Genomic DNA, 20,651 nt, shown 5'->3' on the forward strand with positions numbered 1-20,651 from the left:
TTTAGGAGAGCAGGATGAAATTCAGTGAACAATGGCTGCGTGGCTGGGTAAGCCCGCAGGTAAGTCGCGACGAGCTGGTTGCTCGTCTGTCGATGGCCGGCCTTGAGGTCGATAGCGTTACGCCGGCCGCCGGTGTTTTCAGTGGTGTGGTTGTGGGTGAGGTGCTGAGCACCGAGCAACACCCGGACGCTGACAAGTTGCGTGTGTGCCAGGTCAGCAACGGCGCGGAAACCTTCCAGGTCGTGTGCGGAGCGCCAAACGTGCGCCCGGGCCTGAAAATCCCGTTCGCCATGATCGGTGCCGAGCTGCCAGGCGACTTCAAGATCAAGAAGGCCAAGCTGCGTGGCGTTGAGTCCAACGGCATGCTGTGCTCCCAGGCGGAACTGCAGGTCGGTGAAGGCAACGATGGCCTGATGGAACTGCCGGCCGATGCGCCAGTGGGCCAGGACATCCGTGTCTATCTGGAACTGGAAGACGCCAGCATCGAGGTCGACCTGACCCCGAACCGTGGCGACTGCCTGTCGCTGGCGGGCCTGGCGCGTGAAGTCGGCGCACTGTACGCCGCGAACGTGACCCGCCCGGTGGTTGCAGCGGTACCTGCCGTGCACGACGAAGTGCGTTCGATCGAAGTGCTCGCCCCCAATGCCTGCCCACGTTACCTGGGTCGCGTGATCCGTAACGTCGACCTGTCCAAGCCAACCCCGCTGTGGATGGTTGAGCGCCTGCGCCGTTCCGAAGTGCGCAGCATCGACGCTGCCGTCGACATCACCAACTACGTGATGCTGGAACTGGGCCAACCGCTGCACGCCTTCGATCTCGCCGAAATCAACGGCGGCATCCGCGTTCGCATGGCCGAAGAAGGCGAGAAGCTGGTACTGCTCGACGGCCAGGAAGTTAGCCTGCGTGCCGACACCCTGGTGATCGCTGACCATTCCCGCGCCCTGGCGATTGCCGGCGTGATGGGGGGTGAGCACAGTGGCGTGTCCGCAACCACTCGCGACATCTTTCTCGAAAGCGCTTTCTTCGATCAGATCGCCATCGCTGGCAAGGCCCGTTCCTATGGCCTGCACACCGACGCCTCGCACCGCTACGAGCGTGGCGTGGACTGGCAGCTGGCCCGTGAAGCCATGGAGCGCGCCACTGGCCTGCTGCTGGAAATCACTGGCGGCGAAGCCGGCCCGATCATCGAAACCGTCAGCGAACAGCACCTGCCGTCGGTTGCACCGATCATCCTGCGCGCCAAGGCCGTTGAGCAAATGCTCGGCCTGGTGATCGAGCCGGTTGAAATCGAGCGCCTGCTGTCGGCACTCGGCCTCGGCATCTCGGCCGGTGAAGCAGGGCAGTGGCACGTAGAAGTGCCAAGCCATCGCTTCGATATCAGCCTGGAAGTCGACCTGATCGAAGAACTGGCCCGCCTGTACGGCTACAACCGCCTGCCGGTTCGTTACCCGCAAGCGCGCCTGGCGCCGCAGCCGAAAGCCGAAGCCCGTGCACACCTGCCGGAACTGCGTCGCCTGCTGGTTGCCCGTGGTTATCAGGAAGCGGTGACCTACAGCTTCATCGATCCAAAGCAATTCGAACTGTTCAACCCGGGTGTCGAGCCGCTGTTGCTGGCTAACCCGATCTCCAACGACATGGCCGCCATGCGCTCGTCGCTGTGGCCGGGTCTGGTGAAGGCGCTGTCCCACAACCTGAACCGTCAGCAAGACCGCGTGCGCATGTTTGAAAGCGGCCTGCGTTTCGTCGGTCAGCTGGATGGCCTGAAGCAAGAGCCGATGCTGGCTGGCGTGGTTTGCGGCAGCCGTCTGCCGGAAGGCTGGGCACAAGGTCGCGACACTGTCGACTTCTTCGACGTCAAGGCCGATGTGGAAGCGGTGCTGGGCTTTGCCGGTGCGCTGGATGCCTTCACTTTCACCCCTGGCAAACACCCGGCGTTGCACCCGGGCCAGACCGCCCGTATCGAACGTGAAGGTCGCCTGGTGGGCTTCGTTGGCGCGATTCACCCCGAACTGTCGAAAACCTTGGGGCTGGACCGTCCAGTCTTCGTTTTTGAGCTAGTCTTGGCTGAAGTGGCCTCGGGCAAAATGCCTAAATTCAGCGAGTTGTCGCGTTTCCCTGAAGTACGACGTGATCTGGCGCTGATTGCCGATCAAGGTGTTGCGGCCAGTGCTGTTCTGGACGTAATCCGTGAAAATGCAGGGGAATGGCTGACAGACCTCAGGCTATTTGACGTCTATCAGGGTAAAGGCATTGATCCGCATAGAAAAAGCCTCGCAGTTGGCTTGACCTGGCAGCATCCATCGCGCACTCTTAATGACGATGAGGTGAATACGACGACGCAAAATATCCTCACCTCGCTCGAACAAAGGTTGAACGCCACGTTAAGGAAGTGACGTATGGGGGCTTTGACGAAAGCTGAGATGGCGGAACGTCTGTATGAAGAGCTGGGCCTGAACAAGCGCGAGGCCAAGGAATTGGTCGAGCTGTTCTTTGAAGAAATCAGGCACGCACTTGAAGACAACGAACAGGTCAAATTGTCCGGTTTCGGCAATTTTGACCTGCGGGACAAACGCCAGCGGCCTGGCCGCAATCCAAAAACGGGAGAAGAAATCCCGATCACGGCTCGCCGTGTGGTCACCTTTCGTCCAGGGCAGAAGTTGAAGGCCCGAGTTGAGGCTTATGCTGGAACCAAGTCATAACGACGAACTGCCCGTCATCCCAGGCAAACGCTACTTCACCATTGGTGAAGTCAGCGAGCTTTGTGCGGTAAAGCCGCACGTGCTGCGCTATTGGGAGCAGGAGTTTCCTCAACTCAACCCCGTCAAACGCACCGGGAACCGTCGGTATTATCAGCGCCAGGATGTGCTGATGATCCGACAGATCCGTGCGTTGCTGTACGACCAGGGGTTCACCATCAGCGGCGCGCGCCAGCGTATGTCCGGTGATGAAGCCAAAGACGACACCACCCAATACAAGCAAATGATCCGCCAGATGATCTCCGAACTCGAAGATGTGCTGGTGGTTTTGAAGAAGTAATTCCGGCTTTTAAAATACTTCCACATTTCAAAAGCTTGCGGTATATTCCTGATCGCTTCGTTGCGAAGCGAACCCAGTAACACGCCTAGTCGGGGCGTAGCGCAGTCCGGTAGCGCACTAGCATGGGGTGCTAGGGGTCGAGTGTTCGAATCACTCCGTCCCGACCATATTTCTCAGTAACTTAGCCGAACTCTAGCCAGTTCGGCTTTTTTACGCGTAGGGACTTTTGCGGGGGATCATCCCGTCTTCCTCCTCAATATCGTCAGCGCCGGCCCGCGAGAGTCAGTTGCCGATACTTTGTTCGCAGCCTCAATCAGGTGCTGCAGCTCCGGGGTAGAATAGTGGCTCGTAATGCTGCCGTTCTTGTGCCCCAACAATGCCTTCCGATCTTCCTCTGTCACACCTGCTGCACGTAGCCTTCTGCCAAAGGTGTGCTTTAGGTCGTGAATCCTGATCGATCTGAGTCCGGGGTGTGCTGGCGCCTGGTGGTCCTTCTCCCACTGGTCTGCAGCGCGCACCCTGGCTTTCTTCCAAGCCGTATCGTTCATCCGGTGGATAGCGGTGGCCCCGAACTGATCGGGCTGCCCATACGGAAAGACAAGCTCCCGGTGTCGACCGCGCTGTCCATCGATAATGGACATGGCCACCTTGTTCAGGATCACCAGGCGATCGTCACCATTCTTCACCCCGGCTTTATCACTTCGCCCGCCGAATCCGGCAGGTATCAGAAACACGCTGGTGTTGAGGTCTGGCACCCGTATCTCCCAATCCCACCGCAATTTGCAAACTTCCTGTTCCCGGCACCCGGTGTTCACCTTGTAGAGGGCCATCCTCAACAGGTGATCCGGTAGTTCAGCAAACAGCATGGATTGCTCTTCCCAGGACAGTGGGTAGGGTTTCCGGCTGGACTTCTTTTCCTCCATCATCGATATCATCGGCACGCTCTCCAGCCATGGCCGCTTTTCAGCATCGCGCCACTTGCGGTGGCACAGGTTCAAGATCCTGACGACGCGCTGCAGGGCGATGTTGACCGTCCTGTTCGATACGCCTGGTTTGGTTTTCCCCTTTGCCGTCTTGCCTGGCCGCTGCCGATCACGAATGAATGGGGCCAAGGCCCCGTCATCGATGTGCGTGATTGGCAGATCGCCAATGTACGGGTCAAGCTGCTCGATGTGCGAAGCGGAAAGACCGATCGATGCTTGGTCCTTGAACTCGACCAGGAACCGGGTGGCAGCTTCGCGCCAGGTCCGCACCTGGCGCACGCCGTAAATCTTTTCCTGCCGCAGCTTTTCCAGCCGATGAATCAGGTACTGCTCGGCTTCCTCCCTTTCGCTTGCTCCAGTGCTTTCTTGAAGTCGGCTACCTCTGACGACTTTGTCGATGTGCCAAATCCCGTTCCTCTGGTAGAGGCCCGACATTGTTTTTCGCGCCATTGTTTTGCTCCTTGGCGCCCACTGCGGGGCGAATTGTTGTCCTGATCGGTATGCTTTTCAATTGCCATGGCTTCGATGTAGGCGTCTGCCCACTGGTCCAGTTCATGACGGTCGAAGGCAACGCCCTGTTTTCCAATGGGGAATTCGCGGACGTGAGGGCGGACGGTGTTCTTGAATTCTTCCCGGCACATGCCGAGGTAAGCGGGTGCATCCGACGCCCGGAGGAAGCGCGGCATGATGTCTGCGGCCGGTGCCGCGTTTGTTCTGGCCATGGGAATGCCTCGCCACGCCGTTGCCGGGTGGATCGATTGGATGGGGTGATGGTTTGCGGTGTGGAGTACGGATGTACTCCTATCGGCACTTGGTATTTATTGTTGAAGCCCATCGTTCTGCATCAGCCATTCAAGACCGCCCGCAGTGAGCGGGTCTTGCCCGCGTGTTCTGCTTCTTGCAGAGCGGTGGGCAACGCAAAACGGCGAATTGGCACGCCTTGCAGAGTCGCAGCCGGGGCAGGCGCAAGGCTTGCCGTCACCATCTGCTGGCTTGAGCGCGCCCAAAAAATCGCGCATATCAGCCAGCACCTGGTCATGTTCCAGATCATTCGGCTCTACGTCTTCGTGATACTCAATCTCGGTGTCGAAGTTGGCAACGATGCGCCTGATCAGCGATGCGGCGGTGTCGGCCCGCTCATCCGCTGCGGTAAGCAGAGCCTGCAGGGCGTCACGCTCTCGGATCGCCTGGGTGTGCTTTCCGCGCCAGTGCAGTACGGCGTCCAGTTCTTCCTTGCCGGTGACGGCTTTTGCCAGTGCATCCAGCAACAGCTGCTGGCGCTGCTGCCCATCCAGGTACTGGCGCACGGCCCGGATAAATACCGTGTTCATGCTGGTGTCGCATTCGCCGGCGGTTCGCTCAATATCGGCGCGCAGGCCGTCTGGCAGGCGCACCACAAACTTGTCGGCGGTGCGCGAATCGTATTGTGTGTTCATTGAGTTTTCTCCCGTGCGCGCAGCTCGGCCATTTCCGCTTGCCGGGCCTTGCTGCATTTGTCGTGGTTGCCGTGGGCGCGGGACTTCCCGCACTGGTCACAGATGGTTTGCAGATCCAGCGGCCGCATCGGGGCGCCGCGGATCTTTACGGTTCGGCGGAGGGTGGTCATGGCTTTGGCTCCGGCAGGAAGCAATAGGCGATCTGCTTTTCCTGGCTGCAATGGCCGGAGAACTTGACCGCCTCGTCAAAGGTGTAGATGCCAGCCTCTGCCACATCGGTGGTGTACCCGCAGCCGTTTGCACGCCACCAGCACTGCCATTCACCAGACCAGATGCGCACAAGGTTTTTGCCTCGTTCGGTGCGCCACTTCGCCAGGGTGCCTTTGCTTTTCAGCCCTTGCAGAGTGCGGCGGAGTGTCATGGCACCACCTTCAGCGCCGACTTCCCCAGCATGCGAAGCGCACGGCGGGCGCTGCCCAGTTCCTGGCGAACGTCGCGACGCTCTTGAATCACCCGCCAGGCCGCATAGCAGTGTTCACAGCCGGTGTCTTCTTGGGCGAGATAGTCTTGCTGCTCTTCGCTATCCATGGATACCTGGTTGCCATAGTCGCTTTCGACCGTCTCGTTGAAGGCTTCCCACAAGTGGGTTTTAACCAGCATCTTTTCGTCGTACAGGTCTTTGGTTTGTTCGGCGCTTAGCGTCCAGTCACCGGCCTTCTTCATCACCGGGCATTCAGCTAGGTGCGCGCCGATCTGCTTCTTCATCTGGCCAACCCGTTGCAACAGGCGTTCGTGGTTGGCCAGGGCTGTGATGACACGAGTTTCAAACGGGATGGCCTGTTTCATCACGCCTCCTTCAGCATGTCGATGACGATCTTCACGCCGCTGGCCACGCTGGATGGCTGCGCGGCGGCGTAGCGGGTCAGGTCTGCGATGGCCTTTGTCCGTACTGGCTCGTGCCGTACTGATGCGCCCAGGCCCTGCACGAAGTCTGTGGCCCAGCGCTTGCCCTCCAGTTCCATGACGCGGTTGATGGGCCCGGTGATGACCAGGTCGGGCAGCGGCTCGTTGGCTAGGGCCGGCGGGAGAAGTTTGGAGGCGCGCGCGGGCGCCTGGCGGGCACGGTCAAGTGCCTGCTGTGCAATTAGGTGCATGTGGAGCCCCTGTTGAAGTAGAGTCAGAAAAAAAGGAGTGCGGCGATGAGCGAAGAAAAGGATCCGGTGAAGGATTTTCAACTAAATGAACTTGAAAGAATTAGGGAGCGCTCTAGGCCAGTGGACGCTTTTTCCATCGCGCTAGTTGGGGTTGTAGTTGTTGCTGTGGTTTTATCTCTGTATTACTACCGCACTGCATTCGCTGGTGGGCTTTCTCATCAAACGGATGATTGGTCCGCATTTGGTACGTTTATCGGTGGTGTGTTTGGCCCTCTTGTCTCATTCGTGACTCTCATTGCGATATTAAGAACTATATGGCTTCAGAGAGAGCTTTTGGAAACACAACGATATGAATTCGACGCGATGCAACAGTTGCAGACTAAGACGCTAGCATCGCAATTGACCCAAATCGAACGGGCGAACGCGGATGCGGATAGACGTGTCGTTGAGGAGACTCGCCTGAATATATTGAAAATTCTGGATAACTTTCATTCCGCATTAAACGCTGAGTACGAGACTAAACGCAGAGGGTACGAACAGTATTACCAATGGATCATGGATAAAAAGACAACCCCAAAAATTGACGAGGTAGAGGGTATGCGAAATAAGCTGCGCGACTATGAGAAGCGATTAGCCTCTCTCACTATGTTGTACAGCGATTTGTGTTTAGAGGAGTTTAGGGATGTCGCTACGATAAAAGCTCGTTATGAATCTGGGTTGCAAAAAATTTGGGCCGAATGGCCATCAAATACTTGTGATGACGTTCAGCCCTGAAGGCATTACTTAGTTGCACATTGTGAAACGCTCAGCGCCACCGCCACGGGTTGAACCCAGATCGGCATGCTGTTGAGCATGAAGGTTTCGCCGGCCTCGGCCAGCAACAGGGTGGTGCCCATCACGTGGGCGATTGCTTCAGCGGCTGCTGGTGGAACTGCGTTCCCGATACGCTCGCGCCACGCTTGGTCGCTCAGGCCATCCAGTTCAAACATTTCCTCTGGCTCGACCAGGCTTTGCAGCGCGGCCAGCTCCAGCGTGGTGAATGGCCGGTGCCAAGTACCGTCGAGGCTCTCGATAACGCAGGTCAGTCGCTCGTTGGCTTCCGGCATACGGGGATCTGCGACAGACCACCGGCCATTGTCCTGGCGGGCGCTGGCGGAAACGGCGCCGCACTGGTCGTTCCAGCGGGTGACGCCGTAGTGCCCGCCAGTGAGGTAGGCATCGCCCTTGGTGCGTTTCATGCCCGGGCGTGGATCCTGAACAGCGAAAGCCCCCTGGCCCGTGGTGCTGCCGGAGATAACTGTGCGTGACACTCCATCCCACTGGGCCACGTTGTACTTGGCGTGCCCAATGCCTGGGTCGCGCGGGTCAGCGATGCACTGGCCGCCGGCACTTGGCGACTGGCCGCCGGTGACGGTGCCCGCTGGGCCATCCATTTTGCACACCCGGTACACGTTGTTGTGGCGGACACCTGCAGGTCGAGGATCAGCAACGCTGAACGTGCCTTGCCCGGGCGACTTGACGCCGATCACTGCGCCGCTGGTTTCGTCCCAGCGCCGGACGCCGTATTGCTGGTATTGCAGGGCTCCAGCCCTGGCCCGTGGATCCGCTACCGAAAACTTGCCATTGGTTGGCCCGCTGCGCGCGGCTACGGTGCCGGCGCTTTCGTTCCAGTCGTGCACGCCAAGGAAGCCGTCCCGGAACTGCGGAACAATGACCAGGTCGCGCAGGTAGCCATCCTCGATCGCTAAATCATTCAGGCAGCGCCAGTCCTTGCCGGCTTCGACCAGGGCGAGTCGTACCCATGTTTTCCATTGCAGCGCCGGCACCCTGTGCATCGGGCCCGCGGCTTCGACGTCGCCGGCCATGGGCATGCGGCCCAGGATCGAACCGACGGACTTGAGGGTTTTCTTTTCCGGCTCGTACAGGAAGGGCGGCACCTTCTCGATGTGCCTGGCCACCAGCAAGAAGCGCTTGCGGCTCTGGGCCAGGCCACCGATGACGCCGCAGTCGTGGGTGGTTTCTGCCACGGCGTAGCCGTAGTGGTTCAGCAGCTTGTTGATCTGGTCCAACAGGTGCCGGCCACGGGTTGCCAGCCGGGGCACGTTCTCGAAAACGATCAACGATACCGGGTCATCCTTCCAGGCTTCGCACATCAGCCACACGCAGCGCAGCGTCAGTTCGTTCAGGGCCTGGTACTTCGGTGTGAGGCTCATTGTTTCAGACAGCAAGCCCGAAGCGCCTTTGCATGGGCTGCTGATGAAGACTGCGTCAGGGCGTTCGTAGCCGGCGGCGCGGCGCACATCGTCAGGGCCAGCCTCAACCCACCCTGGTGGTGGCTGCTTGCCGTGAAACGCGGTGTACATGCCGAGGGTGAACAGGTCCATCAGGGTGCCGGGTACTCCGGACAATCGTTGGAAGTCGCGCAACCCGGCCGGGTCTACGTCGATACCGCCAATGCATTGCCATTCGGCCTGCATGTTGCCCACCACGGGCTTGGCATTGTTGAACCCTTTGGCGCCGCCGCCGAGGCCGCAGCAGAAATGGAAGTGCTTAAAAATTCGCTTGAGCATCATGCGGCGATTCCTTGAAAGAGATGTGCGCCAGCGGACGCCGGCGCAAGGTGTGGCGGGGTCACGCCACCTGGCAGGTGCGTTTATGGGGGGCTTCGGGTTAATCGCCGCAGAAGCAGTCGATTGCCTCGTCGTGGTCGGCGAACATGTCGAATTGGGTGTCGGAGTAGTCAATCATTTGCTGATAGCTTGGGCGGTCGCTGCGGAAGCGGTCGCCGTCGCCGGTGAACTTGCCGCCGGACACCACTGAGCTTTCCATGCGCGCCCACCAATCTCCCTTGCGGATCGGTTCATCGCGGTCGCTGGCGATGATTGAATAGACCTGCTTGGCACCCTTCAGGAAGCAAAGGTCGCAGTTACCTTCGAGCGTGCGTCCGTTGATCGTCGGCAGCATCAGGTCGAATGTTTGGCTAGCCCAGAAGTCGGTCACGTCCTGAACGCCGACACCGGCATCAGCCAGCGGCATGGCCATCGAGGCCCATTTGCTTTCACTGGTGCTTTTGCGGGTTCGAATCTTCGCCACCCTGCGTGGCTCGTCGGCGCGAATGCCGGTCATCATGTCCACCGGCGACTCCTCGGTCGAAAGGCCCAGGCTGCGCAGGTACTTGTGGATGATGCGGATCTTCAGGTCGATGGTGCAGAATCTGGTCACAGGGTTGGGCAAGTACTTCCGTTTTCTGATCAGGGCTTCGAACGGCTCTCCCTGGCGGCTGGCGGTGTGGTAATCCACCACCGCAAACCCTGTGTCATCGTCGCGAAACTCCAGCCAGATAATGCGTACCGCCCACCGATCTGCGCACGCACGGACAAATTCCAGCGTGGCGGGATGCTCTTTGCCGGTGTTGGCAAAAATTATCAGCAGGTATTTAGCAATGTCCTCTGCCGTGTTATGCAGAAGCACCATGAACAGCATGTAGGCACTGGTCCGGCCGCCGGAGAAGCTGACAACGGTAGTCCCCCGAAGTCGGTAGTGATTCATGGGTTTTCTCCAGGCACAAGAAAGGCGCCCGTAGGCGCCTGGTGGTGTTGCTGGTTGCTGTGTCAGCCGGCTTTCTGCAACTGGACGTCGCCGCCGGCGGTGCCGTTCTCGATCCAGACCACCTGGAAGTCGGCGGGCAGCTTGGTGGGCTTCTCTTTCAGTGATCCGCATATGATTGCCTGTATGCCGTGGGCCTTGCTCAGGTTGAGCAGCATCCCCAGCAGTTGGGCGCGAACCGCCGGCAGCAGCACGTCGAAGCGATCCATCAGCACCAGGCTCAAACCGGAAGCCATGGCGATGGTGAGGGCGATCAGCGCGTCACAGCGCCACCGCTCCGACTCCGACAGCAGCGCGTACAGGCGGCCATTGGCGGTGATTGCCATATCGGTGCTGATGGCTACCTTTGGCCAGCCGGCGGTGGCCGACAGGGTGGCCAAGCTGGTGTTGATTGGCTCCAGGGCACCGGCCAGAATTTCGCCGGGGATGCCGTCCGGCGCCAGAGCTGCGGCGATCAGCGTCCAGTCCTTCACGTCCTGGTGGTGCTTGGCCGCCTCGGTACCGCGCTTGTGGGCGCCGGCGATCAAGTCCAGGCGCTCGGCCATCATTTCCACCTTGGCCTTGGCGCTGTCCCGCGTATTGCGCTGCACCAGCAATGCTTTCTCGACACGCTCTACCATGGCGTCGGTCACGTCTTCGCCGGCGGTGGCGTTCAGCGCTTCAAGGTCACGGCCAGCCTGTTCAGCCTTCTGCACCGCCGCCAAGTCGTTGATCTTGGTGCGGTCCATCAGGGCTTTTGCCTCGCGGGCCTTGCTCAGCTCTGACTGGGCTTCCGCCAGTTTCTTGCTGTCTGCCGTCTTTCCGGTGAACAACTCAACCGACTTGCCGGCCACCTTCAACTTGACGTGGCAGCTCGGGCATTCGCAGGACGCTTCACCGTCGTAGGCCTCGACCTTTTCGAACCCTTTCGCAATCGCCTCATCCCACTTTTTAAGCTCGGTTTCGGTGGTATCCAGCTTGGCCTGGGCCCGGGGCAGCAGCGCGAACGCTTCAGCCAGTTCAATTTTCCGCTTTGCCGCGCTGGCGGTGGCCTGGCGCTTGGCGTTCAAGCCACCCAGGTGCTGGTTGCCTTTCTCGATTTCAGCGGCAGCAGCGGCCAGATCCGCCTGGGCCTGGGTCAAATCATCCTGGGTGACTTCGGGCGTACCCTCGGGCAGTGGGTCGATGGTGACCATCCAGCCTTCGGCCTTTTCGCTGCCGTAGTTCTCGCCGGCGATGGCCTTCCAGGCGCCCCGGCTTTCGGCGGTGTAGGTCTTGGCCTCATCCATTGCAGCGCCGAAGCCCCGCAACAACAGGGGCTTGATCTTCTCGACCTTGGCAGCGTCGGCGCCCCGGGCGACCAGTTTTTCCACCACCACCTGCGGCTTGCCGCTGGACTTGGTCAGGGCGAACAGCAGGGACCGGCGCGCCTTATCGTCCAGGTTGGCGAAGGCTTCGGGGTTCAGCACGTAGGGCAGGTAATCCTGGCCCTCGATATCGTTGCGCTCAAGCGTGCCCTTGGGCAGCGTGATGCTGCTGGCCACGCCGTCGTGCCCGATGATGATCTGGGCTTTCTTTTCACCCTCGGTGATCAGTTGGCCGTAGTCCTTCTTGAGGGCGATCCGTGCAGACTCGCCCAGCGCCAGGCCAATGGCCTCTTTCAGGCTGGACTTACCGGCGCCGTTCAGGCCGCACACCATGGTGATGGGCGCGGTAGTCAGGTCCAGGTTTGCGCTGCGCAAGCCCTGGAAGTTCTCGACGTAGATGGTTTCGATACGCATGGCTTACTCCACACTCAGGTTTTGGCCGAGGTCTTCCAGGGAGGCAATGACCTTGTAGGTGTTTTCGGTCCAGGTGTCGCCCTCAGCGACCAGCTCGACCACTTCGTTGTCGATCAGGCGCAGCAGCAGGGTTTCAGCTTGCTGGCTGCTGATAGCGAGGCGGCTTTGCATCCAGTCGATGCCGAAGCCTTCGGCTGCCTTGAGGACGATCAGCTGGGCCGCGTCGTCGTAGGTGAACTCGCCGAATTCTTTTTCAAAGACCGCCGGGTTTTGCCCAACGTCGTGCACTTCGTCGAAGTCGCCGGGCTGGCCCGCATCGACAATATCGTCATCGCTTGGCGCGGCTTTCTGGGCCTGCGCCATTACTTCCCGACTGCCGTTAGAATTCATTTGCGTGACGATGCCCTGGGCTTCCATCCATTCGATCATGCGGGCGGCGCGGTTGTAGCCGATCTTGAGTTGGCGTTGAACCGCGCTGATGCTGGCGCGTCGTGTCTCGGTGACGTATTGCACGGCCTCGACATACAGAGGGTCTTGGTCGTGGCCGACGAACACTTCATCGCCATCCGGTTCATCTGGCCCGGTACCGCCGGCGGGGAACAGGCTGCCGGTCAGGTCACTGACGTGTAGGGGCAGGTCGTGCTGGTCGCGATCCGGCTGGATGAAGTCGAGGCCGTCGTTATAGTCATCCGGGGCCATCACCAACAGGCAGATCCGGCCGGCGCTGTCGATCAGGTCGTGCCGGTTCGGGTCTTTCGCATCAACGATCGATGTCAGCGTCAGCTGTTTGGAGTTGAACTTGACCTCTTTCATCGTGACTTCGATGGTCGAGACGTTGCGAGAGCTGATGATTGAAATGGCGTTGTGCACCGCCTTTTCAGCCGCTTCCGTCAGGCGGTCGATGACTTCCTGCTGCTGGCCTTCGTTCAGCTTGCCGTAAGGTGAGTGCAGGTTTTTCAGTTCAAACAGACCGGCTTCGACCAGGTCATGCACCAGCAGCTCATGCGCCAGGTAGGACGGCGGCAAACCCGCCAGGCGGGCACGGTCAATGATGTCGCGGTGTTCAGTCTTCATTGGAAACCCTCAGTGCTTGGCGATGCGCTCAAGCTTCGATTGTTGAGCGGGGCTCAGATTGGTGTGGGCGCCGTAACGCTTGAAGCTGGCGCGAATGTTCTCGACGAATTCCAGTTCCCAGCCGCCGCTGGCGTGCAGCTCAGCGGAGACCAGGATCGCGGCGAATTCCTCAATGCTGTCGTAGATATCCAGGACTGATTGAGAGGTCATGGTGGTTACTCCACCAGCAGGCCGCTGGTGTCGGCGGGAGTAACGGTTTCAGCGGTTTTTGTTGCGGTTTCGGCCTTATCTGTTGCGGAATCGGCCGGTTCTGTAACGTTTTCGGCGTTATCTGCTACATCGTCCTGGTCATCGTCGTCGTTGATGATCGCGGGCGCTTCGGGTTCTTTGTTGCGTAGGTCGTTCACGTCGACGGTGTAGTTGCCAGCTTCGTCGGGTGTCGCATCGATGAAGTCCCGCACTTCTTCCTGCGTCTGCAAACCCATCAGCAGCTCCGGTGCATACAGGCGTCCGAACAGGCTGGCCGCTCGATATCGCAGCATGATTTCCGGCATGGTCTGCCACTTGCTCCCGTTCTTGGTCAGCCAGCCTTCATCAATGGCCATTTGCATGGACACCGTTGGCCCGTCCAGGCGGTCACCTGTTTCTTTCTCGATCACCCAGGCGCGACAGGTGCGGTGCTGGATAGTGGTTTCGCGCTGTTCCTCGGTCTTTTTGTCGTTCTTCCAGACCACAGCCTTGTACTTCACCACTTCTTCTTTGCTGGGCTCGCTGATATCGAAACGCAGCGGGCTGAAACGGCCGCAACTGTTGATCGCGGCGATGATGAATTGGCTGGACCAGCTCGGCCGACCTTCGATGACGTACAGGTTCTGCATCACCATCAGTGGATCGGCGCCCATGCGCATCGCCATGTTCAGCGCTACCACACAGTTGGGCAGCCCGGCGGGGTTCGGCGTGTGGCCGGTGACCTTGCCGTATGACTTCACCTCAGTGAAAGCCCGGTACTGCGCAGGCACGAGGGTGGAGGCACACAGCGCCTTGGCAACACGCTGCAGTTGATCGAAGCCGGAGCCGGTTAGCAGCGACATAGGGGCGTCGGATTTTGGCGCGGCAACTGCACTGGTCTGCATCTTTGCCAGGGTGGTGGTCTCGCTCATGATTTCACCTTGCGGGAGGCCAGGTATTCGGCCTCGGTAGCGATGGAGACAAGGCGCTTGTCCGCCTCATTCTTGGGGTGTTCGTAGAACTTCACCTGCGCGGCGTGGAATTTCTCCCGGTCGTACACGCGGTGGCAGTTGATGACCGGGTCGTGCTTTCCGGTCGGGTCAGTGAGGCGCAAGTACAGGTCGCGCCCCAGCATCTTGTTGTTCACTGCTGGTGTGGTAGTCATGGTGGTTACTCGTGGTAGGGGCAAACGGACCAGCGCGGGCAGTACTTCGCGCTGCACAGGAAACTCTGCGGGTTGGGTGGGAACAGGCCGGTGCGGAACATTTCGGCGCCGATCTGGATCAGGCCGGGGAATTGCTCATTGCCGACCATCATTTCTTTGGCGCCGCGTATCTCGCCGATGCCTGTCTCGGGCTTGCCCCGGGTTTTCAGGCCGATGATGTGGGCCGGGGCGGTACAGGGCTCCCCGGTGGTGTGTTCTTCAAGGATTTCGTAGGTGCCGATCTGTGGGCTGTGGCCTTTGGTCTTGGCCACACCGTCAACGACCGCGGCGCCGCCGCTCTTTACGTCGGCGATGCCCTTGCCGTCACCGGTCTTGCAGATCCGCGCCCGGTCGAGCTGGCCGGTCAGCCGAATGACGATGCCGCCACCACAGTCGATATCTAGCGGCTTGGCGGTGCGCTCCACGGCAACGAACTCATAGCGCGGGCTGATTTCGTTGCAGTACCTGGTATGCAGGGGCAGGGCGATACGCTCGGCATCGTTCAGCGTCAGGCCGTCTGCCTTCCAGTTCACGTCGTATTCCGGATTGCGCAGCGTATGCAGCAGCATTTCGGCGGTGTCGTAGGCAGAAAGGTCGCTGCCGTTCATGCGGGAAACGTCGAACGCCGCGGTGCCGGCGTGGATCGCGGTGCCGAGGTGGGCACGGCCACTGCTCGGTGACCGGTGCCCGAGGATGTGTATCCACTCCCATTTATAGGCGCAGTCGAACAGCGAACCCCACGATGAGGCCCGCACGGTTGTGACGGACATGGCTTTTACCTATTGAGTGATCAGGCCGCCGATTGCGGGGCCCAAGAGAACGATGGTCAGGAAGGTCAGGCCAACGATGGCCGAGGTCCAGCGGATGGCGCGCCGCCGGTGCCGCTGGCGGGTGGTCACCCCGATGCCCCCATCATGTCGTCACCGAAGCACGCGCCGTTGCATGCCTCGCTGCCGCATTCCGGGCATTGATCAACGGGCTGCACGTCCTCTTGGCAGTTTTCGCCGCCGCAATGAGGGCATTTGGTGCCGGTTAGGTTGCCGTATGGGCCAACCCAGTGGATGCCGAACCTGTTGCACTTGCTGCAAATCATTGTCATGACACCCTCGCTATCAGCATGCCGCGCGGTGTGTGTTCCAGGCGGACGGGTTTAGGTAGATCAGCGACCAAAAAAAAGCCCTGAGCGAGCAGGGCTTTGGCAATGGCGGTGTGGCTGGTGGCGATGACTGCCACACATTTATTGGTCATAACGCTGCTCCAGCATGATTTGGCGTTCGTCTGAGCGGTAATCGCCAACAGGTTCAGGTTCGTAATCGACATCGATGTCGGCATCGATTAGTTCGTCTGGCTCGTCCGGCGGATCAAGCCATATGTCATAGGCGCTCATGCCGCCGATAACCGCTGTTCGCGAATCTCTTTCGCTGTCCGGTTGAGTCGCACAGCCTTGATGCTGTTGTTCAGTCGGGCGAATTCTTCGTGACCGATGTCACCCCGGATCAGCGCGTAACACGCCATCCCCTGGGCGTAGGCAAAGCAGATTTCAGCTTGATCTTTACTGCTGGCCGGCCACTTCTTTGCCGACTCGAGCTGTTCATCGAACATCTCTTTTGCGTGTTTATCGAACATGGCAGGCCTCCAGGGCGGTGATTACATCCGTCTGCCTACCCAGTGGAATGGGCAGAGGTGATGTGGTCAGCCTTCGCAACCCATCTGGTAGTTGCTGCCGTGTTCCTTGCTGCAAAACGGCAATTCGCGGGTGCGAAGCACTTGCCGGTTGCTGAATTGGCAGCGTGTGCGGTCATGAATCTCCCGCTTAACTACGGGATCCGCTGGCTTGCCGCAGTAGGTGCACTTGACTGGTTCTGCTGCTTGTTGCTCGTTCATGGCTATTGCTCCGGTTGATTTCCCAATGCACCCGTCGCCAGGTGCATCAGTGAAAGGTTCCGGTGTTGCTGGCCGCTGTTACACGCCACCTGCGGACTGGGCGATTACTTTCTCGGGGGCCTTCGGGGCCCGACAGTCAGCCTTCACTGACACTCCACTTACCGGCCCTGCCGCGCCGGACTGGGGGAGGCCCCCAGGGATCAGGGCTCGCTGTGCCTGATCGCGTAACAGTTGAAGCGGTGGGACTAAAGAGCGGGGTCGGATATGCAAGCCGACTTGCACTTATAAAAGCATGCTTGTATTCGATATGCAAGTTCACTTGTGTATTTTCCTGTCGGCGAAAAAAAACCCGCTCAGTGGCGGGTTTTTGATTTCGTGCCGTTTAATAGCTCAAATCGAGCAAAATGGCGGCGTCGTAGACGGTCTTTAATGGGTTATCGCGGCAGAATTTTTCAACGAAAGCGGTCATTGACTCGCTGTCTGGCTGAACCTTCATCGCTTTTTGAGATTCGATGTAGCGCTGAGTATTCGTCCCGCTGAGATACCCCTGTAACCAGGTGACGGTCAGAGCGTCTGAAAATTCTTTTTGGCCTTTCGGCGGTTTCATGAATTTCCCACAAGACGATGCACCAATACCGCTGATTGCAAACTTGGTTTCTGCTTGGGACGTTTGGGGGATGAGGGTTGCTGACGACAACGCCAGTGTAATCGCCAGTGGTTTCAATAGTTTTATCTGCATCGAGTTCATTCCATTTTTCGACCAGTGTCTCCAGCAGTTCCTGTTAGAGCTTTCTTGCGTTCCAGGCCAGCAGCACGCGGGCATGAATGATCATGCTTTCCAGTTCGGCGCCCTTGATGTCGTAAGGTGGGAATGTCTCGTTATCCGAAATCATGCGCAGCATCTTCGGCAGGCGTTGCAGGCGCTTGATGTAAAGCATGCCGTCCAGAGTGAACACGTAGACACCGTCAACCACGACTTCATTGATGCCCTGGTCAACGATCAGTGGGTCACCGCTGGAAAAGGTGGCACCCATGCTTTCGCCGAATCCAGTGATCACCGACAGGTTATCGCCATGGGTGTAGGTGATGCCCTGTTCACGTAGGTACTCAGTGCGAACGGTGATGTTGCGGACCGTCTCGATGTATTCCTTTGGCAGGACCTGGCCAGGCCCCATTGATCCCACCACGTCATATTGGGGGATATCAATCTCGTCGTCCCGTTGCTGTCGGGAGAAGTCGCCTATCACTACGTTATCCATGGCACGCCGCCTCGGTGGGTCGCCGGCACCATCCAGCAGCCAATCGACTGTGGTATCCAGTCCACGGGCCAGCGCCAGCAGGTTGTCATTTTTGATATTACCGGTATCCCCGGCGAACCATTGGCGCACAGCCTCGTAACTGACGCCGCAAGTAGTGGATATCAGCCTCTTTACGCCACGTACGCCGGTTTCAGGCTTCCGTGCCAGTACAAGTTTCGTCATTCGATCAGTGATGTTCATTTGCCCAATCTACAAGTTGGCTTGCCAAGCATGCTTGCTTATTAAATACAAGCATGCTTGAATTTGGCGTAAGAGCATTGGAGGTGCCCATGAAACGCCAAACAGCGATTGATTATTACGGCTCCATCCCCAAGCTCGCACGGGCTCTCAAAATCACGTATGAGGCCGTGCGGCAGTGGGGGGATGAAGTCCCCGAGTTGCGCCAGTACCAACTGGAAAAGCTCACAGATGGAGCACTGAAGGCCGGCCAAGAAAGCCGGTCTCAGTCGGTGGCCTAGCTATGTCGACGAGCCCATTGAGCCAAGAACAAACTGTATTGGCCCGCAAGAACAATCACGTCCTCATGCAGCGCCTTGCATCAGTCGGCAATGCGCCTGTTGCGTTTGCAGTAGGTTGCGACGAGGCGACTATCAGCCGCATGAAGCCGGAGAAGTTTGAGCAGTTCGCACTGATCCTTGCAGTCCTGGACTTGAAGATTGTCCCGACCAATATGCGGTGCTTCGACGTGCGCGATATCGAAGCGATCCTCTACCAGGCCAAGCGCTGGATGGAACACATCCAGAACGTTGACCAGTTGCAGGAGGATTGACCGTGGGTATCAAGCCTGAGCCACCAATTTCCGCCGACGTTGATCTTCGCGGCATGCCGTTTATGCCCCTGGACGTCAACAGATTGCGCGATAGCGATCTTGCAATTGAGGCAACTGGAGAAGAATTTCGCGCCGCCGTGATGCTTTGGTGTGCTTCTTGGAACCAAATTCCCGCGGGTTCTCTCCCGAATTCCGACACGGCGCTGGCTGCTTACGCCGGTTTTGGTCGTGATGTTAAGGGGTGGAAGAAGGTAAAAAACGGCGCGCTCCGTGGCTTTGTCGAATGCTCCGATGATCGCCTGTACCACTCTGTGGTGACCGAAAAAGCGATGGATGCTTGGGCCGAGCGAGTCGAGTACCGAGAGGTCAAGGACAACGAGAAGGCCCGCAAACAAAGGGAGAGAGACGACCGCAAGCGCATGTTTGAAGACCTGCGACAGGCTGGAATTGTCCTTCCTTGGAACATTCCAACCTCCGAACTCAGGTCACTGCACCTGTCACTCAACGAAGGTAAAGAGGGTGTGACAAGTCACGAACCTGTCACGGTGACAGGTCACGCACCTGACACGGCTAAGACAGGGACAGGGACAGGGACAGGGATTAAAGATCAAGAACCCCCCGTTACCCCCCTTTCTGAAAAACCGGAGCCGCCTGCACCGGCTCCAGCACCAGAGCCGAAACCCAAGCGCAAAGCCCGTTTGCCTGAACCGTTCAACGTCTCCGGCGACATGCGCAAGTGGGCAGTTGATCGTGCACCCGCCGTACACCTGGTCAACGAAACCGAAAAGTTCGTGAACTACTGGCGCGGTAACGGCGGCACCAAGGCCGATTGGCCAGCCACATGGCGAACCTGGTTTCTCAAGGCCCAGGACGACGCCAACCGCCGCATGACCGGACCGCAACGCCCCAGCAACCAACCGTTGGACATGACCAGCACTGACTGGGCACTGGAGCCGATCCTATGAAAACCGTTCAGGACATCACCAAAGGTCTCGACCCACAGCAGGCACTGGCGGGTGTTCCCGTTGCACAGCCGATCAAGGTCGACAAGCAAACCGCCGACATCGTGAACACCGTGTTCGACAAGCTCCAGGGCATATTCCCGGCATGGCGCCAGGCTTGGACCGACGACAAAGCGCTGTACAACGCCAAGCGCGAGTGGATCGCCGGTTTTATCCAGGGCGGTATCAACTCCGACGCGCAACTGGCCTTCGGCTTCCAGCAGGCCCGAAAGTCCTCCAGTCCGTTCCTGCCCAACGTCGGCCAGTTCGTTGCCTGGTGCAAACCGACCGCCGAAGACATGGGCCTTCCGCATGAGGCCGATGCATGGATTCAAGCCTTGCAGGGCAAGTACAGCCACCCAGCGGTGCGAATCGCTGCCGAGGCCACCAGCACGTTCGACCTGCGCTCAGCCCGGGCAGATGACAAGGCGCTGAAGCAACGCTTTGAGCGCAACTACGCAATCGTGATGCGCCGCGCACAGACCGGCCAGCCGCTGGAAGGGCGCATTTCCAAGGGAATCGGTCACGACAGCATGCGGCCACGTGAGCAGGTCCAGTTGGAACACAGCCGCCAGGAAGCCGAAGCGCTCGTTATCGCCCAAGGCATCCCAGCCAACCCCCAATCCGCCAGGGCAATGCTGCTGGCCAAGCTCGGTATCCGGAGAGACGACCATGTCTGATTTCAAGCCCGTGTCGTTCTTCGTGCCAGGCAAAGCGATAGGCAAGGGCCGCATGCGCCTGAGCACCATGCACGGTTTTGCTCGCATGCACCCAACTGACCAGACGATCAACTACGAGGGGCTTGTCGCCGTCATTGGAACTGAGGCAATGGCAGGGCGTGCGCTTCTGGCCGGCCCCGTGATGGTTGAGATGCGAATCGTCTGCGCCATCCCTCAATCCAAGTCGAAAAAGTGGAAGGCCATGGCGCTTGCCGGCGAGGTTCTGCCAACCAAGAAGCCCGATCTGGACAACGTTGTTAAATCCATATTCGACGGACTTAACGGCATCACCTGGAACGACGACGTGCAGGTTGTCGACCTCCACGTTCGCAAGCGCTTTGGTGAAACGCCGGGTGTTTCCGTACGGATCGTACCGCTGGTGGGGGAGTGCTCATGAACCGCTATCTGATCATCGCCATTGCAGCACTGGGCACCCTGGTGATGCTCGCCGTAAACCTGTACCTGCGACACGGAATGC

The 20,651-nt window shown here is 59.1% G+C and carries 28 protein-coding genes, 1 tRNA gene and 1 pseudogene; 10 read left to right on the plus strand and 20 right to left on the minus strand.

The features are described 5' to 3' along the window. The first annotated feature begins 14 nt into the window (after positions 1-14). From pheT to C0058_RS10960, 4 genes are all read left to right on the plus strand, one after another. Positions 15-2,393: a phenylalanine--tRNA ligase subunit beta gene (pheT, locus tag C0058_RS10945; protein ID WP_008438687.1), complete on the plus strand. Its 2,379-nt coding sequence runs from the start codon at positions 15-17 to the stop codon at positions 2,391-2,393. Between the two features lie 3 nt (positions 2,394-2,396). Continuing rightward, positions 2,397-2,699 carry an integration host factor subunit alpha gene (ihfA, locus tag C0058_RS10950; protein ID WP_002553164.1) on the plus strand — a complete coding sequence of 101 codons (303 nt, stop codon included), beginning with the start codon at positions 2,397-2,399 and terminating at the stop codon, positions 2,697-2,699. After that, positions 2,680-3,036, plus strand: a complete 357-nt coding sequence (locus C0058_RS10955; protein ID WP_003219935.1) for a MerR family transcriptional regulator — start codon at positions 2,680-2,682, stop codon at positions 3,034-3,036. Before ihfA ends, C0058_RS10955 begins: the two co-directional genes overlap by 20 nt. A 90-nt stretch (positions 3,037-3,126) precedes the next feature. Further along, a tRNA-Pro gene (locus tag C0058_RS10960) sits at positions 3,127-3,203 on the plus strand. Between the two features lie 69 nt (positions 3,204-3,272). Here the strand turns inward: C0058_RS10960 and C0058_RS10965 are convergent. From C0058_RS10965 to C0058_RS10990, 6 genes are all read right to left on the minus strand, one after another. Next, on the minus strand, positions 3,273-4,469 hold the full coding sequence (locus C0058_RS10965; RefSeq protein ID WP_102368539.1) for a tyrosine-type recombinase/integrase: 1,197 nt from the start codon (positions 4,467-4,469) through the stop codon (positions 3,273-3,275). A 368-nt stretch (positions 4,470-4,837) separates the two neighbouring features. Beyond that, positions 4,838-5,455 (minus strand): Arc family DNA-binding protein, encoded by a 618-nt coding sequence (locus tag C0058_RS32885; RefSeq protein ID WP_174717780.1) that lies wholly within the window; start codon positions 5,453-5,455, stop codon positions 4,838-4,840. Then, positions 5,452-5,625 carry a hypothetical protein gene (locus C0058_RS32610; RefSeq protein ID WP_158660279.1) on the minus strand — a complete coding sequence of 58 codons (174 nt, stop codon included), beginning with the start codon at positions 5,623-5,625 and terminating at the stop codon, positions 5,452-5,454. Before C0058_RS32610 ends, C0058_RS32885 begins: the two co-directional genes overlap by 4 nt. After that, positions 5,622-5,876 carry a hypothetical protein gene (locus tag C0058_RS10980; RefSeq protein WP_102368540.1) on the minus strand — a complete coding sequence of 85 codons (255 nt, stop codon included), beginning with the start codon at positions 5,874-5,876 and terminating at the stop codon, positions 5,622-5,624. Before C0058_RS10980 ends, C0058_RS32610 begins: the two co-directional genes overlap by 4 nt. After that, entirely contained in the window at positions 5,873-6,301 is a 429-nt protein-coding gene (locus C0058_RS10985) for a hypothetical protein (protein WP_102368541.1), read from the minus strand. Before C0058_RS10985 ends, C0058_RS10980 begins: the two co-directional genes overlap by 4 nt. Continuing rightward, positions 6,301-6,609: a hypothetical protein gene (locus C0058_RS10990; RefSeq protein ID WP_102368542.1), complete on the minus strand. Its 309-nt coding sequence runs from the start codon at positions 6,607-6,609 to the stop codon at positions 6,301-6,303. Before C0058_RS10990 ends, C0058_RS10985 begins: the two co-directional genes overlap by 1 nt. A 45-nt stretch (positions 6,610-6,654) precedes the next feature. Between C0058_RS10990 and C0058_RS10995 the strand changes: the two genes are divergently transcribed. Then, entirely contained in the window at positions 6,655-7,383 is a 729-nt protein-coding gene (locus tag C0058_RS10995) for a hypothetical protein (protein ID WP_102368543.1), read from the plus strand. A 5-nt stretch (positions 7,384-7,388) separates the two neighbouring features. Here the strand turns inward: C0058_RS10995 and C0058_RS11000 are convergent, their stop codons facing one another. The 14 genes and pseudogenes from C0058_RS11000 to C0058_RS11055 form a co-directional block, all read right to left on the minus strand. After that, on the minus strand, positions 7,389-9,179 hold the full coding sequence (locus tag C0058_RS11000; protein ID WP_168197527.1) for a DNA cytosine methyltransferase: 1,791 nt from the start codon (positions 9,177-9,179) through the stop codon (positions 7,389-7,391). A gap of 100 nt (positions 9,180-9,279) precedes the next feature. After that, positions 9,280-10,158, minus strand: a complete 879-nt coding sequence (locus C0058_RS11005; protein WP_102368545.1) for a phosphoadenosine phosphosulfate reductase family protein — start codon at positions 10,156-10,158, stop codon at positions 9,280-9,282. Positions 10,159-10,220: 62 nt separating this feature from the next. After that, on the minus strand, positions 10,221-11,975 hold the full coding sequence (locus C0058_RS11010; protein ID WP_102368546.1) for an AAA family ATPase: 1,755 nt from the start codon (positions 11,973-11,975) through the stop codon (positions 10,221-10,223). A 351-nt stretch (positions 11,976-12,326) separates the two neighbouring features. Continuing rightward, positions 12,327-12,515 (minus strand): annotated as a pseudogene (locus C0058_RS33015) (DNA translocase FtsK); the annotation flags it as partial. Between the two features lie 543 nt (positions 12,516-13,058). Further along, complete coding sequence (locus C0058_RS11020; protein WP_102368548.1) at positions 13,059-13,259, minus strand: hypothetical protein; 201 nt, start codon at positions 13,257-13,259, stop codon at positions 13,059-13,061. Between the two features lie 5 nt (positions 13,260-13,264). Beyond that, on the minus strand, positions 13,265-14,209 hold the full coding sequence (locus C0058_RS11025; protein ID WP_102368549.1) for a hypothetical protein: 945 nt from the start codon (positions 14,207-14,209) through the stop codon (positions 13,265-13,267). Further along, entirely contained in the window at positions 14,206-14,442 is a 237-nt protein-coding gene (locus C0058_RS11030; protein WP_256579570.1) for a hypothetical protein, read from the minus strand. The genes C0058_RS11025 and C0058_RS11030 overlap by 4 nt, the downstream gene beginning before the upstream one ends. Before the next feature lie 5 nt (positions 14,443-14,447). Then, complete coding sequence (locus C0058_RS11035; protein WP_102368550.1) at positions 14,448-15,251, minus strand: PD-(D/E)XK nuclease family protein; 804 nt, start codon at positions 15,249-15,251, stop codon at positions 14,448-14,450. 325 nt (positions 15,252-15,576) lie between these two features. Next, positions 15,577-15,729, minus strand: coding sequence for a hypothetical protein (locus C0058_RS32775; protein WP_168197502.1), 153 nt, complete (start codon positions 15,727-15,729; stop codon positions 15,577-15,579). Next, a complete protein-coding gene (locus C0058_RS32615) occupies positions 15,719-15,868 on the minus strand; it encodes a hypothetical protein (protein WP_158660280.1) in 150 nt (49 codons plus the stop codon). The genes C0058_RS32775 and C0058_RS32615 overlap by 11 nt, the downstream gene beginning before the upstream one ends. Further along, the gene (locus C0058_RS11040) at positions 15,865-16,107 is read right to left on the minus strand and encodes a hypothetical protein (RefSeq protein WP_102368551.1); all 243 of its coding nucleotides are present in this window, start codon (positions 16,105-16,107) and stop codon (positions 15,865-15,867) included. Before C0058_RS11040 ends, C0058_RS32615 begins: the two co-directional genes overlap by 4 nt. A 66-nt stretch (positions 16,108-16,173) precedes the next feature. Continuing rightward, positions 16,174-16,365 carry a hypothetical protein gene (locus C0058_RS11045; protein WP_102368552.1) on the minus strand — a complete coding sequence of 64 codons (192 nt, stop codon included), beginning with the start codon at positions 16,363-16,365 and terminating at the stop codon, positions 16,174-16,176. Between the two features lie 382 nt (positions 16,366-16,747). Continuing rightward, positions 16,748-17,104 carry a hypothetical protein gene (locus tag C0058_RS11050; protein ID WP_102368553.1) on the minus strand — a complete coding sequence of 119 codons (357 nt, stop codon included), beginning with the start codon at positions 17,102-17,104 and terminating at the stop codon, positions 16,748-16,750. Between the two features lie 43 nt (positions 17,105-17,147). Further along, positions 17,148-17,864: a S24 family peptidase gene (locus tag C0058_RS11055; RefSeq protein WP_102368554.1), complete on the minus strand. Its 717-nt coding sequence runs from the start codon at positions 17,862-17,864 to the stop codon at positions 17,148-17,150. Between the two features lie 89 nt (positions 17,865-17,953). On the opposite strand from C0058_RS11055, the gene C0058_RS11060 reads away from it, so the two are divergent. Genes C0058_RS11060 through C0058_RS11080 form a run of 5 tightly spaced genes read left to right on the plus strand, consistent with a single transcriptional unit; the run spans position 17,954 to position 20,570 of the window. Then, positions 17,954-18,142 (plus strand): Cro/CI family transcriptional regulator, encoded by a 189-nt coding sequence (locus C0058_RS11060; protein ID WP_102368555.1) that lies wholly within the window; start codon positions 17,954-17,956, stop codon positions 18,140-18,142. Positions 18,143-18,159: 17 nt separating this feature from the next. Then, on the plus strand, positions 18,160-18,453 hold the full coding sequence (locus C0058_RS11065; protein WP_256579571.1) for a CII family transcriptional regulator: 294 nt from the start codon (positions 18,160-18,162) through the stop codon (positions 18,451-18,453). 2 nt (positions 18,454-18,455) lie between these two features. Further along, positions 18,456-19,418 carry a DUF1376 domain-containing protein gene (locus C0058_RS11070; protein WP_256579572.1) on the plus strand — a complete coding sequence of 321 codons (963 nt, stop codon included), beginning with the start codon at positions 18,456-18,458 and terminating at the stop codon, positions 19,416-19,418. Continuing rightward, on the plus strand, positions 19,415-20,134 hold the full coding sequence (locus tag C0058_RS11075) for a replication protein P (RefSeq protein ID WP_102368557.1): 720 nt from the start codon (positions 19,415-19,417) through the stop codon (positions 20,132-20,134). Before C0058_RS11070 ends, C0058_RS11075 begins: the two co-directional genes overlap by 4 nt. Next, on the plus strand, positions 20,127-20,570 hold the full coding sequence (locus C0058_RS11080) for a RusA family crossover junction endodeoxyribonuclease (RefSeq protein ID WP_102368558.1): 444 nt from the start codon (positions 20,127-20,129) through the stop codon (positions 20,568-20,570). Before C0058_RS11075 ends, C0058_RS11080 begins: the two co-directional genes overlap by 8 nt. Positions 20,571-20,651 lie beyond the last annotated feature (81 nt).

Origin of the sequence: Pseudomonas sp. NC02, from assembly GCF_002874965.1 — a bacterium.
GTDB lineage: Bacteria > Pseudomonadota > Gammaproteobacteria > Pseudomonadales > Pseudomonadaceae > Aquipseudomonas.

Bases quoted from the DNA above. Each gene is read 5' to 3' on its own strand.
- pheT (WP_008438687.1), top strand. From the start codon at position 15: ATGAAATTCAGTGAACAATGGCTGCGTGGCTGGGTAAGCCCGCAGGTA.
- ihfA (WP_002553164.1), top strand. From the start codon at position 2,397: ATGGGGGCTTTGACGAAAGCTGAGATGGCGGAACGTCTGTATGAAGAG.
- C0058_RS10955 (WP_003219935.1), top strand. From the start codon at position 2,680: ATGCTGGAACCAAGTCATAACGACGAACTGCCCGTCATCCCAGGCAAA.
- C0058_RS10965 (WP_102368539.1), bottom strand. From the start codon at position 4,469: ATGGCGCGAAAAACAATGTCGGGCCTCTACCAGAGGAACGGGATTTGG.
- C0058_RS32885 (WP_174717780.1), bottom strand. From the start codon at position 5,455: ATGAACACACAATACGATTCGCGCACCGCCGACAAGTTTGTGGTGCGC.
- C0058_RS32610 (WP_158660279.1), bottom strand. From the start codon at position 5,625: ATGACCACCCTCCGCCGAACCGTAAAGATCCGCGGCGCCCCGATGCGG.
- C0058_RS10980 (WP_102368540.1), bottom strand. From the start codon at position 5,876: ATGACACTCCGCCGCACTCTGCAAGGGCTGAAAAGCAAAGGCACCCTG.
- C0058_RS10985 (WP_102368541.1), bottom strand. From the start codon at position 6,301: ATGAAACAGGCCATCCCGTTTGAAACTCGTGTCATCACAGCCCTGGCC.
- C0058_RS10990 (WP_102368542.1), bottom strand. From the start codon at position 6,609: ATGCACCTAATTGCACAGCAGGCACTTGACCGTGCCCGCCAGGCGCCC.
- C0058_RS10995 (WP_102368543.1), top strand. From the start codon at position 6,655: ATGAGCGAAGAAAAGGATCCGGTGAAGGATTTTCAACTAAATGAACTT.
- C0058_RS11000 (WP_168197527.1), bottom strand. From the start codon at position 9,179: ATGCTCAAGCGAATTTTTAAGCACTTCCATTTCTGCTGCGGCCTCGGC.
- C0058_RS11005 (WP_102368545.1), bottom strand. From the start codon at position 10,158: ATGAATCACTACCGACTTCGGGGGACTACCGTTGTCAGCTTCTCCGGC.
- C0058_RS11010 (WP_102368546.1), bottom strand. From the start codon at position 11,975: ATGCGTATCGAAACCATCTACGTCGAGAACTTCCAGGGCTTGCGCAGC.
- C0058_RS11020 (WP_102368548.1), bottom strand. From the start codon at position 13,259: ATGACCTCTCAATCAGTCCTGGATATCTACGACAGCATTGAGGAATTC.
- C0058_RS11025 (WP_102368549.1), bottom strand. From the start codon at position 14,209: ATGAGCGAGACCACCACCCTGGCAAAGATGCAGACCAGTGCAGTTGCC.
- C0058_RS11030 (WP_256579570.1), bottom strand. From the start codon at position 14,442: ATGACTACCACACCAGCAGTGAACAACAAGATGCTGGGGCGCGACCTG.
- C0058_RS11035 (WP_102368550.1), bottom strand. From the start codon at position 15,251: ATGTCCGTCACAACCGTGCGGGCCTCATCGTGGGGTTCGCTGTTCGAC.
- C0058_RS32775 (WP_168197502.1), bottom strand. From the start codon at position 15,729: ATGACCAATAAATGTGTGGCAGTCATCGCCACCAGCCACACCGCCATT.
- C0058_RS32615 (WP_158660280.1), bottom strand. From the start codon at position 15,868: ATGAGCGCCTATGACATATGGCTTGATCCGCCGGACGAGCCAGACGAA.
- C0058_RS11040 (WP_102368551.1), bottom strand. From the start codon at position 16,107: ATGTTCGATAAACACGCAAAAGAGATGTTCGATGAACAGCTCGAGTCG.
- C0058_RS11045 (WP_102368552.1), bottom strand. From the start codon at position 16,365: ATGAACGAGCAACAAGCAGCAGAACCAGTCAAGTGCACCTACTGCGGC.
- C0058_RS11050 (WP_102368553.1), bottom strand. From the start codon at position 17,104: ATGCAGATAAAACTATTGAAACCACTGGCGATTACACTGGCGTTGTCG.
- C0058_RS11055 (WP_102368554.1), bottom strand. From the start codon at position 17,864: ATGAACATCACTGATCGAATGACGAAACTTGTACTGGCACGGAAGCCT.
- C0058_RS11060 (WP_102368555.1), top strand. From the start codon at position 17,954: ATGAAACGCCAAACAGCGATTGATTATTACGGCTCCATCCCCAAGCTC.
- C0058_RS11075 (WP_102368557.1), top strand. From the start codon at position 19,415: ATGAAAACCGTTCAGGACATCACCAAAGGTCTCGACCCACAGCAGGCA.
- C0058_RS11080 (WP_102368558.1), top strand. From the start codon at position 20,127: ATGTCTGATTTCAAGCCCGTGTCGTTCTTCGTGCCAGGCAAAGCGATA.